We start from the raw sequence: 13,768 nt of genomic DNA on the forward strand, positions 1-13,768 counted from the left end.
TCAGGCCGCGATGCGGCCGTTGGTGGTGATGAAGTCGATCGGCTGGGCGGTGCGGCCCTGAAGGGCGAGGTCCGCGGCGATGTCGCCCATGGCGGGCGAGAGCTTGAAGCCCTGGCCGGAGAAGCCGGCCAGCAGGACGATGTCCTCGCAGCCCGGCAGGTGGCCCACCAGCGGCCGGGTGCTGTCGGTGTAGCCCTCCATGAAGACGGACAGCCGTACCGGGTCGGGGTTCAGGCCGGGCAGGTGGCGCCGCACGATCTCCGTGAACGTCTCCAGTTCTTCCGGTGCGACGGTCCGGTTCAGGCGGTTCGGGTCATCCACGGGCTTGTGGTGGGCCTGGGACAGGCCGAGCTTGACGGTCATCCCGTCCGGGGACGGGATGCCGTAGAAGGGGACGTCGCCCCGGCGGATGAAGGCGGGCCGCTCCGCATCCGCCGACTGGTCCTCATGGGGCAGGAACCAGGCGCTGATCGCGCGGTAGACGCTCACCTCCCACGGCAGGCCGGGCAGCAGGTCACCCACCCACGGGCCGGGGGTGACGACCGCGGCGTCGAAACGCTCCGCGCCGGTGTCGGTGCGGATCTCCACGCCTCCCCCGGCGACGGGGGTGACCTCCCGCACCGGGGTGTAGCGGCGGATCCGGGCGCCCAGTTCCTCGGCGCGCCGGGCCGCGGTCTGGACCGTCAGCTCGGGGCGGACGAAGCCCGCGTGACGGTCCAGGACCACCAGATCGCCGTCGTCGACGCGAAGCTGCGGGAAACGCTTGGCCACCGCCTCGGCGTCGAGCACCTCGTGGTCGAGGCCGTGCTCGGCGACGACGTCCCTGACGGTACGCATCTCGGGGTGGTCGGCCGGCCCCATGACCAGGGCCCCGGTCAGGCGGCGCAGCTCCCGCCCGGTCTCCGCCTGCAACTGCTCCCACAGGGCGTCGGCGTGCCGGACGAGCGGCACATAGCGGCCGTCGTCGGTCTGCACGCTGCGGAAGACCCGGGTCTCACCGCCCGCGGCACTGCGGTCGTGGCCGGGGGCGAACCGGTCGTATCCGACGACCTCGGCACCACGGGCCGCCAGCCGCCAGGCGGCCTGGCTGCCCACCGTGCCGGTGCCGACGACGGCGACACGTTTCCTCGTGGCCATGTGGTTCTCCTTGCCGGATGTACCGAACGGTGGTCGGGGCGGGGTCAGGCCGCGGTGCGGTCGAGGGTGGAGATGAAGTCGATGGGCTGGGGCGAGGAGCCGTCCAGCGCGAGGTCGGCGGCGATGTCGCCGAAGGCGGGCGAGAGCTTGAAGCCGTGGCCGGAGAAGCCGGCGAGCAGGATCAGGTTCTCGGCGCCGGGCAGCGGGCCGACCAGCGGGCGGCTGCTGCCGGTGTAGCCCTCCATGTAGACGGCCAGACGGGTCGGGTCGGGGTTGAGGTCCGGCAGGTAGCGGCCCATCAGGTCGGCGAAGATCTCCAGCTCCTCCGGCTGCACCGTCCGGTCCAGCTGGTTCGGGTCGCCGGCCGGCCGGTGCAGGGCCTGGGAGAGGCCGAGCTTGACCGAGATGCCGTCCGGGGAGGGCAGGCCGTAGCAGTGGGTCGGTGCCGTACGGATGAACGCGGGACGCTCCTCGCCGAACCAGGCGTCGGTGGTGGGCACGAACCAGGCGCTGATGATGCGGCGGATCTGCACCTCCCAGGGCAGGGCGGGCAGCAGGTCGTTGACCCAGGGGCCCGGGGTGACCACGGCCGCGTCGAAGCGCTCGCTGCCGGTGTCGGTGCGGATCTCCACCCCGCCGCTCACCGGCGTGACCTCGCGCACCGGCGTATAGCGGTGGATCACGGCCCCCAGCTGTTCCGCGCGTCGGGCGGCGGTCTGGACGGTCAGTTCGGGGCGGATGAGACCGGCGCGGCGGTCGAGCACTGCCGCGTCGCCGTCCTCGATCCGGTACTGCGGGAAGCGCTTGGCCAGGGCCTCGGCGTCGAGCACCTCGTGGTCGAGGCCGTGCTCGGCGATGGACTGCAGGACGGTGGCCATCTGCTGGTGCTCGGTCGGCCCCATGAGCAGGCACCCGGTCAGGCGGCGCAGCTCGCGGCCGGTCTCCTGCTGGAGCTGCTCCCACAGGGTGTCGGCGTGCTTGAGGAGCGGGACGTACCGGGAGTCCTCGAAGTGGGCGCTGCGGAAGATCCGGGACTCGCCGCCGGCGGCACTGCGGTCGTGGCCGGGGGCGAACCGGTCGTATCCGACGACCTCGGCGCCACGGGCCGCCAGCCGCCAGGCGGCCTGGCTGCCCATCGTTCCCACGCCGACGACGGCGACGCGCTTCCTGGCAGCTGACACAGGACTTTCCTTTCGTATCGCCGAGGCGCATGCTGGGCCCTCAGCGTGAGGCTGTTCGATTCGAGAGAGTTTGGGCGGGAGCCGGACCTTGTGGGGTCCTGCGGCTCACAACCGCCGCATCTCGCAGTCCGGCTCACTTCGGCGGGACCCTCTTGGAGCCGTGCCACATTGTGGAATGCTGTGCTAGAATCTGGCACAGAGAATGGCAGTGGCTCAGAGGGGAGTCAAGAGGGTGTCCAGCAGAAATTTCGAGGATTAACAGGGGGAAACCGGATGGAAATGAAGAGCGTCACCAGGTCGCTGCGAATCCTGGAGGCGGTCGCCCAGCATCAGCCCGTGACCGTAGGGGAGTTGACGAAGCTCTTCGGACTGCCCAAGTCCACCGTGCAGCGCACCTTGGTCACGCTGGCGGAGGCCGGCTGGCTGCGCGCCAACCGCAAGGACACCACCCGCTGGGAGATCGGCGCCCGCGTCCTGGCCGTACGACCCGCCGCCCTGCAGGGCTCCAGCCTGTTCGCCGCCGCCCGTGAACCCATGGTTCGCCTCCGGGACACGGTGAACGAGACCATCCACCTGTCGGTACCGGACGCCCTGCAGTGCATGGTCGTGGTGGACCGCGTCGACTGCGACCACCCCGTACGCACCTTCCACACGATCGGCGACACCTCTCCCCTGCACGCCACCGCCGTCGGACGCACCGTTCTCGCTCACCTTCCGAGGCGGGACGTCGACGAACTCATCACGCGAGGGCTGGAGCGTTTCAGCGACACGACCCCCGTCGACCCCGAAGAGCTGCACGCCGAACTGGACCGCATCCGCGCCGACGGGTACGCGGTCAACCGCAACCAGTACCGGCCGGGCGTCTGCGCCGTCGCCGCTCCCGTACTGGACGAGGACGGCACGCCTCTGGCCACCGTGGCCATCTCCATGCCCGAGTCGCGGTTCGACGATGAACGCGTCCCCGAGTGGGGCCGCCTCGTCGCCGACACAGCCGCGGAGATCACACGGCGCCGCCTGGGCGCCTGAACGGAAAGCGGCGGTCCGCAGCCACGCCGACGAGGGGCGGCTCACACGCGTCAGCGCGCGAGCCGCCCCTCTGCCCATGTCACGGCAGCCGTGCCCTGTGCCCGGCCGGGGGGAGACGGCTCGGGCACAGGGCGGCCGCACCACGCGGCGCAGTAGGCACGGTCAGCGCACTACCGCTGTCCATCGCCGCGGGGAATCGGGACTCCCATCACCCCTCAAGGCCGGTCCGGTGATCGGACGCCCCGGGAGCATGCGAGTGTGCCGCATTGTGGAACGATGTGCTACCATCTGGCACGATCATGCCTTTGGCTTCGCAAGGGAGTCAAGAGGTGACACAGGCACTCCACAGATCTGAGGGGGCACCGAATGGAGATGAAGAGCGTCACCAGGTCGCTGCGGGTTCTGGAGGCGGTCGCGCAGCATCAGCCCGTGACCGTGGGGGAGTTGACGAAGATCTTCGGGCTTCCGAAGTCCACTGTGCAGCGCACCCTGCTCACGCTCAACGAGGCCGGCTGGCTGCGGGCGAACCGCAAGGACACCACGCGCTGGGAGATCGGCGCCCGCGTCCTGGCCGTACGACCCGCCGCCCTGCAGGGCTCCAGCCTGTTCGCCGCCGCACGGGAGCCGATGATCCGGCTCCGTGACGTGCTGAACGAGACCATCCACCTGTCCGTGCCTGATGCCCTGCACAGCATGGTCGTCGTCGACCGTGTCGACTGCGACCACGCCGTGCGCACCTTCCACGCGATCGGCGATACCTCGCCCCTGCACGCCACGGCCTCCGGGCACGCGGTCCTCGCCCATCTGGCGAAGGCCGACGTCGACGAGGTCGCCGCGGGCACGCTGGAGGGTTACGGCGAGGAGACCATCACCGACCCGGTGCAGCTGCGGTCGGAGCTCCAGCGCGTCAGAAAGCGCGGCTACGCCGTCAACCACAACCAGTACCTTCAAGGCGTCTGCGCCATCGCGGCACCTGTCCTGGACGGCGACGGCGTGCCGCTGGCCGCCGTGGCCGTCTCCCTGCCCGACTCCCGCTTCGAGCCCGGCCGACTGCCCGAGCTGGGCCGGCTGGTCGCCGAGACGGCGGCGGAGATCACCGCCCGACACCAGGCCTGACGGCTGTCCCGGCTCCGGGTACTCACCCCGGCTGACGGCCGCGTTTCCCACCCGGACGGGTCCGGCCCCCTCCCTGCGGGAGGCGGGCGTCGCGCGTCGGCATCACTTCACGATCACGTAGATCTTGCGCACGGTTTCGATGGTCTTCCAGACGCCTGCGAAGCCCGGCTTCATGACAAAGCTGTCGCCTGCCTTGTAGACCACCGGCTCGCCACCGTCCGGCGTGAGCTCGACGACGCCGGCGAGGATATGGCAGAACTCGAAGGTCTCACCCTTGATCGAGCGCGTCTCGCCGGGCGTCGCTTCCCAGACGCCCGTATGGATCGCCTCCCCACGGGCGACGTCCTGGGCCCAGGTCTTGAAGGCGGGGTTGCCGGAAATCAGGCGTTCCGGGAGCGGGCCGGACTCGTGCGGCGCGAAGGAGGGATCGGTGTCGATGGTCTTCAGGAGCGACATGTCTTTCCTTTCGGGCGTGAGAAGTTGGTAGCCGCGGCCTCGGTCGCCCCATGGGCCTGGGCTTGAGACTCTGCTGGAGGCGCTGGTTGCCGAGGCCGTCGCTGAGGAGAGGGCATGGCCGTCCCCCGTGCCCGGCGGCGTGGAAACCGGGTACGGGGGAGGTTCGTCACGGTGCGTGATGCGGCGCGGTCAAGGCATGACCGCCGTCATGGCACAGGCACCGCCAGGTACTGGTACTCGAGGAACTCGTCGATTCCGACCCTGCCGCCCTCGCGGCCGAGTCCCGACTGCTTGACGCCGCCGAAGGGTGCGGCCGGGTTGGACACGAGGCCCGTGTTGAGGCCGACCATGCCCACCTCCAGGCGCTCGCTGACGCGCAGGGCGCGGTCCAGGCCCTCGGTGAAGACGTAGCCGACGAGTCCCCAGGGCGTGTCGTTGGCGCGGCGGACGACCTCGTCCTCGTCGTCGAAGGTGAGAATCGCGGCGACCGGACCGAAGATCTCCGTGTCCATCAGCCGGCTCTCGGCCGAGACATCCGTGAGCACGGTCGGCGGGTAGAAGCAGCCCGGCCCCTCGGGCGTACGGCCGCCGACGAGCACCCGGGCACCGCGCTCCACCGCGTCGGCGACCAGCTCCTCGACCTTGGCCCGTCCGGCCCGGTCGATCAGCGGGCCGACATCGACACCGTCACGCGTACCGGGGCCCACGACGAGCGCGCCCATCCGCTCGGCCAGCCGCCGCCCGAACTCCTGAGCCACCGACCGGTGCACGAAGAAGCGGTTGGCGGCCGTGCAGGCCTCGCCCATGTTGCGCATCTTGGCGACCATCGCGCCGTCCACGGCCTTGTCCAGGTCGGCGTCCTCGAAGACGATGAACGGCGCGTTCCCGCCGAGCTCCATCGACGTCCGCACGACCGCCTCCGCGCTCTGGGCCAGGAGCAGCTGCCCGACGGCCGTGGAGCCGGTGAAGGAAAGCTTGCGAATCCGCCCGCCGCGCAGGAGCGGTTCGCACACCTCCCCCGCACGGGAGGTGGTGACGACGTTCAGCACGCCGTCCGGCAGCCCGGCCTCCTTGAGGATCGCGGCGAGAGCCAGGCTGGACAGAGGGGTCTGCGGGGCCGGCTTGAGCACCATCGTGCAGCCGGCCGCGACGGCCGGGCCGATTTTGCGGGTGCCCATGGCCAGCGGGAAGTTCCACGGGGTGATCAGCAGGCAGGGGCCGACCGGGCGGCGGGAGAGCAGCATGCGGTTGCGGCCGTCCGGCAGGGTGGCGAGGCCACCGTCGATACGGACGGCCTCCTCGGAGAACCACCGGAAGAACTCCGCCGCGTACGCGACCTCTCCCCTGGCCTCGGCCAGCGGCTTGCCCATCTCGGCCGTCATCAGGTGGGCGAGCTCGTCGGTGCGCTCGATGATGATCTCGTACGCGCGGCGCAGGATCTCGCTGCGCACCCGGGGTGCCGTACGGGCCCACTCCTCCTGTGCCTGGACGGCCGCGTCCTCGGCGAGCTTGGCGTCCTTGGGGCCGGCGTCGGCGACATGGCAGAGGACCTCGCCGGTCGCGGGGTCGTCGACCGGCATGGTGGCGCCGTCCGCGGCGTCCACCCAGGCACCGCCGATGAACAACTGCGTGGGTGTGTCGGTCATGAGGTTCCTCCTGGTTGATCTGCGGCGGGGTCGAGCAGTTCCGCGAGGTGCAGGGCGCGGACGCCTCGGTCACCGGCGAGGTGGTCGATCTGGGTGGCGCAGCTGAAGCCGTCGGCCACGACGACCGTCGGCGAGTCCCGGTCGATGCCGTCGAGGCGCGGCTTCAGGGCCAGGTCCGCGACGGCCATCGAGGTGTCGTAGTGCTGCGCCTCGAAGCCGAAGTTCCCGGCGAGTCCGCAGCAGCCCTCGGCCTCGTCGACCTTGCGTACGCCGAGACGGCTGAGCAGGTCGCGGGGGTGGCTGCCCTTGAAGGTGGCGTACTCGTGGCAGTGGGTCTGCAGGACGACGTCGTCCGGCAGCTCGGGTGGCGTCCAGCCGGGGGCGGCGAGATCGTTCAGGGCCCCGGTGAGGGTGTGGACACGGGCCGCGACGCGACGAGCGGCGCCGGTGCCCAGGAGTTCGGGCACGTCACGCTTGAGCGCTGCGGCACAGCTGGGCTCGGCCACGACGATGGGCCGGTCGTCGCCGTTGTCCAGCCGGGCGACCGTACGGGCCATGATGCGGCGCGCGACGGACAGCTGGCCGGTGCTGACCCAGGTCAGGCCGCAGCACAGCCCTTCCTCCACCGTGCAGGGGATGCCCGCGTCGGCCAGTACCCGGCTCGTCGCTCCGGCCACCTCGGGGCGGAAGGCGCGGGTGAAGCTGTCGACGAAGAGGAGGGTCTTCGCCGGTTCACCGGTCCTCGCCGTGCGCAGGGCCCGGCGTAGCGCGCGCCGGGAGGCGAAGGCCGGGATCCTGCGCTCGGTGGTCACGCCGCCGAGGCGGGCGAGCAGCTTGCCGACGGGTCCGCGCAGCAGCGCGTTCACCGCGCGGGCGGCGTATCCGGCGAGCGCGGAGGTCAGGGGCAGCCAGCCCAGCGAGTAGTGGGAGCGGGGCCGGAACCTGCCCTTGTAGTGCTGGTGCAGGAACTCCGCCTTGTACGTGGCCATGTCGACGCCGACCGGGCAGTCGCTGGAGCACGCCTTGCAGGACAGGCACAGATCGAGGGCGTCCTTGACCTCGGTCGAGCGCCAGCCGTCCTGGACGGTTCCGCCCCGCACCATCTCCTGGAGGAGACGGGCCCGGCCCCGCGTGGAGTCGTTCTCCTCCCCCGTGGCCCGGTAGCTCGGGCACATCACGCCGCCCGCGTCGCTGCGGCAGCGGCCGACGCCGACGCAGCGGCGTACCGCGCCCGCGAAGCCGTCCTCGTCGTGCGGGAAGGTGAAGAGGGTCTCGACGGGCAGCACGTCGGCGGGCGTGTGCAGCGCGAGGTCGGCGTCGAGGCGGGCCGGGGCCACGATGACGCCGGGGTTCAGCAGCCCCTCGGGGTCGAAGACCTCCTTGAAGGCGGCGAACGCCCTGATCAGCCGGTGGCTGTACATGACCTCCAGCAGTTCGCCGCGGGCTCGCCCGTCGCCGTGCTCGCCGGACAGGGTGCCGCCGTGCGCGACGACGAGCGCGGCCGCCTCGGTGAGGAAGCGGCGGGTGGCGGTCCGGCCGTCGTTCGTGGTCAGGTCGAAGTCGATGCGCACGTGCACACAGCCCGCGCCGAAGTGCCCGTACAGCACGCCGGTCAGCCCGTGGGAGGCCAGCAGCTTGCGGAAGTCGCGCAGGTAGGCGGACAGGTTCTCGGGCGCGACCGCCGCGTCCTCCCAGCCCGGCCAGGACTCCCCGCCGTCCACCAGGCGGGCGGCGAGCCCGGCCCCGTCTTCGCGGACCCGCCACAGGGAGCGTCGCTCGGCCGGGCTCGCCACGACCCGCCCGCCGGTCATCCGGCCCTGTGCCTTGAGCACGTCGAGCAGTTCGGTGGCGCGCGCGTCCACCGTGGCCTGGTCGTCGCCGTCGAGTTCCACGTAGAGCCAGGCCCGCCCGTCGGGCAGTCCGGTGACGGAGTCGGGGCCGCGGCGGGCGCGCATGGTGGCGACGATCGCCTCGTCCATGCCTTCCACGGCGGTGGGGTTCCAGCGCAGGATCTCGGGGACGTCCTCGGCCGCGTCGACGACGTCGTCGTAGCCGAGGGTGAGGAGCGTGGAAGCCTGTGCGGTCGCCACCAGGCGGACCGTCGCTGCGGTGACGACCGCACAGGTGCCCTCGGTGCCGACCAGGGCGCGGGCCATGTCGAACCCGTTCTCCGGCAGCAGGTGGTGCAGCTGGTAGCCGGAGACCTGGCGCGGGATCCGGCCCAGCTCGGTACGGACCGGGGCCAGGTTGTCCTCGATCAGGCGCCGTACGTCCGCTTCCAGGCGGGCGATGTGGTCGGCGTCCCCGGGGTCGACCGGGTGCAGTCCGGAGCGGTCGGCGACGGCCCGCACCCCGTCGGCCGTCACGATCTCCAGCGCCTCGATATGACTGCTGGTGCGCCCGTGCCGCACCGACCGGTTGCCGCAGGCGTCGTTGCCGATCATGCCGCCGAGGGTGCACCGGCTGTGCGAGGACGGGTCGGGGCCGAAGGTGAGCCCGTGCAGGGCGGTCGCGGACCGGAGCGCGTCGAGGACGACGCCGGCCTCGACGCGCGCGGTGCGCGCTACCGGGTCGATGTCCAGGATCCGGTCCATGTACCGGGAGAAGTCCAGGACGACGCCCGGCCCGACCGCGTTGCCCGCCATGCTGGTGCCGCCGCCGCGCGCGGTGACGGGAACGTGCGCCTCGCGGCAGGCCCGCAGCACCGCGACGACGTCGTCGGCGCTGCGGGGAAAGACCACGGCCCTCGGCGGGACCCGGTAGTTGGAGGCGTCGTAGGCGTAGAGGCCGGTGGAGCGGGGGCCGGTCTCCACCCGCAGGCCGGGAGCGGTCTCGGCGAGCCGCGCGACCAGCGGCTCCAGGGCCGTGGTGGTGTCCGTCATCGCCGTGCCGCTCCCGATGTGCCGACCTCGACCGCGGTCGCCCATGCCTGGAGGCCCTCGTCCACCGCCGTCTCGTCGATGACGAGTGCCGGGATCATGCGGACGACCTGGTTCCAGGCGCCGCACAGCAGCAGGAGCAGGCCCTCCTCGACGGCGGCGCGCTGCACGCGGGCGGCGGTCTCGGGGTCGGGGCTGCCGTCCTCGGTGACGAACTCGGTGGCCAGCATGAGGCCGAGGCCGCGCACGTCGCCGATGCCCGGCGTCCGGTCGGCCACCGCCTCCAGGCCCTGGCGCAGCCGCTTGCCCATCGCCTCGGCGTTCTCGACGAGCTTCTCGTCGCGTACGACGTCGAGGGTGGCGCAGGCCGCGGCACAGGCGACGGCGTTGGCACCGTACGTCCCGCCCTGCGAGCCGGGCCACGCCTTGGTCATCAGCTCCTCGGAGGCGGCGATGCCGGACAGCGGGAAGCCGCTGGCCAGGCCCTTGGCGGTGACGAGGATGTCGGGCGTGACACCGAAGTGGTCGTGGCCCCAGAAGCGGCCGGTACGGCCGACGCCCGTCTGCACCTCGTCGAGGATCAGCAGGAAGCCGTGGCGGTCCGCCCGCTCCCGCAGCCCCTCCAGGAAGGCACGGGTCGCGGGCACGTAGCCGCCCTCGCCGAGCACCGGCTCGACGATGATCGCGGCCGTGTCGGCGGGCGAGGAGATCGTCTGGAGGGTGTAGTCGAGTTCCCTCAGGGCGAAGCGGGTCGCGGTCTCCTCGTCCCAGCCGTAGCGGTAGGCCGACGGGAAGGGGGTGACGACGACACCGCTCATCAGCGGCGAGAAGCCGGAGCGGAAGCGGGTGCCGGAGGTCGTCATGGAGGCGGCGGCGACGGTACGGCCGTGGAAGCCGCCGTGGCAGACGATGACGTTGGGCCGGCCGGTGGCCTGGCGGGCCAGCCGCAGCGCCGCCTCGACGGCCTCGCTGCCGGAGTTGGTGAAGAACAGGCTGTCCAGGCCGGGCGGGAGCACCTCGCCGAGCTTGTCGACGAGCCTGCGCAGCGGCTGGTGCATGACGGTCGTGTACTGGCCGTGGATCAGCGTGCCCACCTGCTCCTGTGCCGCGGCCACGACCTTGGGGTGGCAGTGGCCGGTGCTGGTGACGCCGATGCCGGCGGTGAAGTCGAGGTAGCGGCGGCCGTCCTGGTCGAAGAGGTGGACGCCCTCGCCCCGGGCCGCCACCACGGGCGTGGCCTGGCGAAGGTGCGGCGACAGTGCGGTCATGTTCGTCTCCCGGCCTCGGTGCTCGGTCTCCTGCGGTATCCCGAGCATGTCCACGGCCCGGGGGTGCGCCAACGCGCGATCTGTCCGGACGGGACGCGACATCCGGACGATGTGTCAGCCTCGGGGGGTCGTGCGGGTCGCGGCGGGGCAGCGCCCCTGCCTCGGCGCGGCGTTCAGAAGGCGGTGTATCCGCCGTCCACGGGGAGGACCGCTCCGGTGATGTACGACGACTCCGACGACGCGAGGAAGAGGACGGCGTCGGCGATCTCCTCGGGGGTGGCGAGGCGTTGGAGCGGGATCTGGGTCTCGCGTTCGCGGCGGTAGGCCTCGGGGTCGGCGCTGCGCCGGATCACCGCCTCGACGGTCGGGAGGGCGGTCAGCCCCGGGGCGACCACGGCGCGAAGTGTTTCATCACCAGGAACGCGCCGAGCAGGTTGCTGTCGAGCACCTTCTGGGGCTCGACGAATGCCTCGTCGTTGAGGTCTCCGGCGACGTACAGGTCGCCGGGGCGGCCTGTCGGCCTGAGCATGGACCGCATCCTGCCCTTCGCCGCCGCGTACTACGAGTTCAAGAACTTCATCGAGTAGGCAGATGGTGAGGCAGGCGAGCAGGGATGAGGCAAGGGCTGAGCAGAGGCCCGGTCGCACCTTGGTTGCGGGTGGGAACCGGCCCGGGGAGCCGTTTCGGGGAGAGCCGTGCCGCGCCTCTCACGGGGCCGCGGGCCGGAAGCCGGGCGGGGCTATGTCGGGGAGCAGGCGGGAGAGGTCGAAGACGGCGGGATCCGCGTCGGCCGCCGTGAGCAGCAGCCACAGCGGCTGGGCGCGCAGTCCCGCCACGGTCGTCCGGCGCTCCGGGCCGCTGCCGTGGGGGGCGAAGAGAAGGTGGAGGCCGGCTACGTCCATGAAGGGCGTGCGGGTCAGGTCCCACTGCACGTCGGTCACCTGCGGCGGCAGTGCGTCGGCGGCGGCGCGCAGCGGGGGCAGGGTGTCGAAGTCGATTTCACCGCACGGGGAGATGCATGCGGAGGTGCCGTCGATGGTGGTGGTGATGTTCATGCGGGCGCGCCCCCCTTTCCGAGGGTTGGTGAGCCCAAAGACGCGACACCCCAGGGGGTGCACGACGATGGCGGAGGTCGGGTGCCCGGGACGGGGCAACGCCCGAACCCCCCGAACCGGCCGGCATCGGGGTGCCGACCGGTCTCCTTGTCTTCCCACCGTGACACAGATGCGCCGGCGACCACGACTGGCTGCGCGGGGGATGTTGTGTGAAGCCCGCGACCGGCCTTGGCGCCGACCATGGCCAAAGGCCCCCGAGCAGTGGCCACCGTGATCGACTCGCAGAGTGTGACGTTGGGAACTGGCGACACTGCGGGCTCTTTCCGGGGTCGCGGGAAGGGCATACTGCGGTGTGGCGACCTATGACAGCATCGGGGCGACCTACGCCGACACCCGGCGCCCGGACCCCCGAATCGCCGCCAGGATCCATCAAGCCCTCGGTGGTGCCACCACCGTGATCAACGTGGGGCGGCCGATGCGGTGATGGCCCTCCTGACCGTGCACCACTGGAGCGACCTGGAAGCCGGCATGGGCGAACTCCGCCGCATCGACCCGGACATCAACCACAGGTTCTGGCTGCTGGACGAGTACCTGCCGGAGGCAGCCGCGTTCGACGACACACGAGCGGTCGCGGTCGACCGGCTGGTCACGCTGTTGGGAGGTGCCCGCATCGAGACGGTCCCCGTCCCGCACGACTGCACCGACGGATTCCTCGCCGCCTTCTGGCGCCGACCCGAGGCATACCTCTATCCGCGGGTCCGGGCCGGTATCTCGTTGTTCGCCCAGACCAGCGACGACGTCATCCAGCCCGGCTTGACCCGGCTGGCTGACGACCTGTCCTCCGGCCGGTGGCACCGCCGCCACGCCGACCTGCTCGACCGCGACACACTCGATGTCGGCTACCGGCTTCTCGTCGCCGACGTGTAGCACCGGGCGGAGCCGTAGCGCGCGGCGAGCCGGTCTCCGTCGGCGACGGGCTTCGTGTACCTCCCTGCACGGGACGCCCTCCACATCAGCCTTCTCCGCGTGCTGGGTGCGCAGTCACGCCCGGCCCCATGCCATCAGAGCCGCGTGAGGCAGGATCAGTTCGCCGTCCGGACCGGCGAACTCCGCGCACAGCGACTCGTAGTGGCTTTTGATCTCGGCGATGACCACCGGGGTCTGACTCGTCAGGACCTGGCCGATCGTGGCCACTCCGGCGGCCGGTCCGCTCCACCACTCCTCAGGCGTCGTCCGGTGGTCCCAGGTCATGGAATCGCAGACGACGTCCGTCAGCCCCGCCTCACCGAGCAACGCGGCGAAGCCCTGTTCCGTACGGAGGAAGTCGTCTTCGGGAGCGAGGGTCGGCAGGTGAGCCGGACGCACGACACCTGCCGCCTGGACCGCCCTGCCCAGCAGGGCCTGCCCGGCGGCCGCGGGGACCGCCCAGATGGTGACGGCCATCCGCCCGCCCGGCCGCGTCACCCGACGCAGCTCCGCCAGGGCTTCCCGAGGCCGTCCGACATGGTTGAGGACGAAGTTGCCGACCACGGCATCGAACTCGTCGGCGGCGAACGGCAGGTGAGGCAGAGCGGCCAGCCGCACGTCGGCCTCCGGAGCCGCCGGCGCGGCCCGGGCGACCATGCCGGGTTCGGCATCCGCAGCCGTCACCTGCGCTCCCCGCTCACACGCGCGCGGCGGCGCTGCCCGTGCCCGTCCCGACATCGAGGACCCGTACACCCTCCCTGACCCCGGCGGCGTCGAGGAGCACAGGCACCGGATGCGCGCAGAGTTCGGCGAAACCGGCGGCATAGGCATCGGCCTGCCCCGCCCACGCCCGCCGCTCGGACTCGTCAAACGCCGTCTGCACTACTCGTCCCCTCCCTGGGACAACCACGTGCGCGACAACAAACCGACGGTCGAGACGCTACGCCCCTGGATCCGCGCCCCTGACGCTGGTGTCCGAAGCGGCAGGGCCGGCCAGGCCGCGGAGTCGCTGCGCGCGCGTGCCTGGCCGTGTTCCCG

At 71.7% G+C, this 13,768-nt stretch carries 12 protein-coding genes and 1 pseudogene; 3 read left to right on the top strand and 10 right to left on the bottom strand.

Annotated features, from left to right (window positions below):
- Complete coding sequence (gene solA / locus ACSUPV_RS00810; RefSeq protein WP_436946704.1) at window positions 1-1,137, bottom strand: N-methyl-L-tryptophan oxidase; 1,137 nt, start codon at window positions 1,135-1,137, stop codon at window positions 1-3.
- Between the two features lie 44 nt (window positions 1,138-1,181).
- The gene (gene solA / locus ACSUPV_RS00815; RefSeq protein ID WP_037770686.1) at window positions 1,182-2,318 is read right to left on the bottom strand and encodes an N-methyl-L-tryptophan oxidase; all 1,137 of its coding nucleotides are present in this window, start codon (window positions 2,316-2,318) and stop codon (window positions 1,182-1,184) included.
- Window positions 2,319-2,597: 279 nt separating this feature from the next.
- Here solA (ACSUPV_RS00815) and ACSUPV_RS00820 point away from each other — a divergent pair, with 279 nt between their 5' ends.
- Together ACSUPV_RS00820 and ACSUPV_RS00825 are read left to right on the top strand one after the other, a co-directional pair.
- Entirely contained in the window at window positions 2,598-3,344 is a 747-nt protein-coding gene (locus tag ACSUPV_RS00820; protein ID WP_037770683.1) for an IclR family transcriptional regulator, read from the top strand.
- Window positions 3,345-3,716: 372 nt separating this feature from the next.
- Entirely contained in the window at window positions 3,717-4,460 is a 744-nt protein-coding gene (locus tag ACSUPV_RS00825) for an IclR family transcriptional regulator (RefSeq protein ID WP_436949858.1), read from the top strand.
- A 102-nt stretch (window positions 4,461-4,562) separates the two neighbouring features.
- On the opposite strand, the gene ACSUPV_RS00830 is transcribed toward ACSUPV_RS00825, so the two are convergent.
- The 7 genes from ACSUPV_RS00830 to ACSUPV_RS00860 form a co-directional block, all read right to left on the bottom strand.
- Window positions 4,563-4,916, bottom strand: coding sequence for a cupin domain-containing protein (locus ACSUPV_RS00830; protein ID WP_037770681.1), 354 nt, complete (start codon window positions 4,914-4,916; stop codon window positions 4,563-4,565).
- Between the two features lie 206 nt (window positions 4,917-5,122).
- The gene (locus tag ACSUPV_RS00835; RefSeq protein WP_436946705.1) at window positions 5,123-6,562 is read right to left on the bottom strand and encodes an NAD-dependent succinate-semialdehyde dehydrogenase; all 1,440 of its coding nucleotides are present in this window, start codon (window positions 6,560-6,562) and stop codon (window positions 5,123-5,125) included.
- Window positions 6,559-9,444 carry an FAD-binding and (Fe-S)-binding domain-containing protein gene (locus ACSUPV_RS00840; RefSeq protein WP_436946706.1) on the bottom strand — a complete coding sequence of 962 codons (2,886 nt, stop codon included), beginning with the start codon at window positions 9,442-9,444 and terminating at the stop codon, window positions 6,559-6,561. The genes ACSUPV_RS00835 and ACSUPV_RS00840 overlap by 4 nt, the downstream gene beginning before the upstream one ends.
- Entirely contained in the window at window positions 9,441-10,709 is a 1,269-nt protein-coding gene (locus ACSUPV_RS00845; RefSeq protein WP_436946707.1) for an aspartate aminotransferase family protein, read from the bottom strand. The genes ACSUPV_RS00840 and ACSUPV_RS00845 overlap by 4 nt, the downstream gene beginning before the upstream one ends.
- Before the next feature lie 173 nt (window positions 10,710-10,882).
- A complete protein-coding gene (locus tag ACSUPV_RS00850) occupies window positions 10,883-11,104 on the bottom strand; it encodes an SDR family oxidoreductase (protein ID WP_436946708.1) in 222 nt (73 codons plus the stop codon).
- Window positions 11,086-11,238, bottom strand: coding sequence for a hypothetical protein (locus ACSUPV_RS00855; protein WP_382608264.1), 153 nt, complete (start codon window positions 11,236-11,238; stop codon window positions 11,086-11,088). The genes ACSUPV_RS00850 and ACSUPV_RS00855 overlap by 19 nt, the downstream gene beginning before the upstream one ends.
- 178 nt (window positions 11,239-11,416) lie before the next feature.
- Window positions 11,417-11,764 (bottom strand): STAS domain-containing protein, encoded by a 348-nt coding sequence (locus tag ACSUPV_RS00860; RefSeq protein WP_037770672.1) that lies wholly within the window; start codon window positions 11,762-11,764, stop codon window positions 11,417-11,419.
- Between the two features lie 483 nt (window positions 11,765-12,247).
- On the opposite strand from ACSUPV_RS00860, the gene ACSUPV_RS00865 reads away from it, so the two are divergent.
- Window positions 12,248-12,691: a hypothetical protein gene (locus ACSUPV_RS00865; RefSeq protein ID WP_436946709.1), complete on the top strand. Its 444-nt coding sequence runs from the start codon at window positions 12,248-12,250 to the stop codon at window positions 12,689-12,691.
- A gap of 114 nt (window positions 12,692-12,805) precedes the next feature.
- On the opposite strand, the pseudogene ACSUPV_RS00870 reads toward ACSUPV_RS00865, so the two are convergent.
- Window positions 12,806-13,613 (bottom strand): annotated as a pseudogene (locus tag ACSUPV_RS00870) (class I SAM-dependent methyltransferase).
- Window positions 13,614-13,768 lie beyond the last annotated feature (155 nt).

Origin of the sequence: Streptomyces sp. SudanB52_2052 (assembly GCF_964272415.1) — a bacterium.
Taxonomy (GTDB): Bacteria; Actinomycetota; Actinomycetes; order Streptomycetales; family Streptomycetaceae; genus Streptomyces; species Streptomyces olindensis.

What these genes read in the sequence shown, in the direction of transcription:
- solA (WP_436946704.1), bottom strand. Translation starts at nt 1,137, where the DNA reads ATGGCCACGAGGAAACGTGTCGCCGTCGTCGGCACCGGCACGGTGGGC.
- ACSUPV_RS00820 (WP_037770683.1), top strand. Translation starts at nt 2,598, where the DNA reads ATGAAGAGCGTCACCAGGTCGCTGCGAATCCTGGAGGCGGTCGCCCAG.
- ACSUPV_RS00825 (WP_436949858.1), top strand. Translation starts at nt 3,717, where the DNA reads ATGAAGAGCGTCACCAGGTCGCTGCGGGTTCTGGAGGCGGTCGCGCAG.
- ACSUPV_RS00830 (WP_037770681.1), bottom strand. Translation starts at nt 4,916, where the DNA reads ATGTCGCTCCTGAAGACCATCGACACCGATCCCTCCTTCGCGCCGCAC.
- ACSUPV_RS00835 (WP_436946705.1), bottom strand. Translation starts at nt 6,562, where the DNA reads ATGACCGACACACCCACGCAGTTGTTCATCGGCGGTGCCTGGGTGGAC.
- ACSUPV_RS00840 (WP_436946706.1), bottom strand. Translation starts at nt 9,444, where the DNA reads ATGACGGACACCACCACGGCCCTGGAGCCGCTGGTCGCGCGGCTCGCC.
- ACSUPV_RS00845 (WP_436946707.1), bottom strand. Translation starts at nt 10,709, where the DNA reads ATGACCGCACTGTCGCCGCACCTTCGCCAGGCCACGCCCGTGGTGGCG.
- ACSUPV_RS00855 (WP_382608264.1), bottom strand. Translation starts at nt 11,238, where the DNA reads ATGCTCAGGCCGACAGGCCGCCCCGGCGACCTGTACGTCGCCGGAGAC.
- ACSUPV_RS00860 (WP_037770672.1), bottom strand. Translation starts at nt 11,764, where the DNA reads ATGAACATCACCACCACCATCGACGGCACCTCCGCATGCATCTCCCCG.
- ACSUPV_RS00865 (WP_436946709.1), top strand. Translation starts at nt 12,248, where the DNA reads ATGGCCCTCCTGACCGTGCACCACTGGAGCGACCTGGAAGCCGGCATG.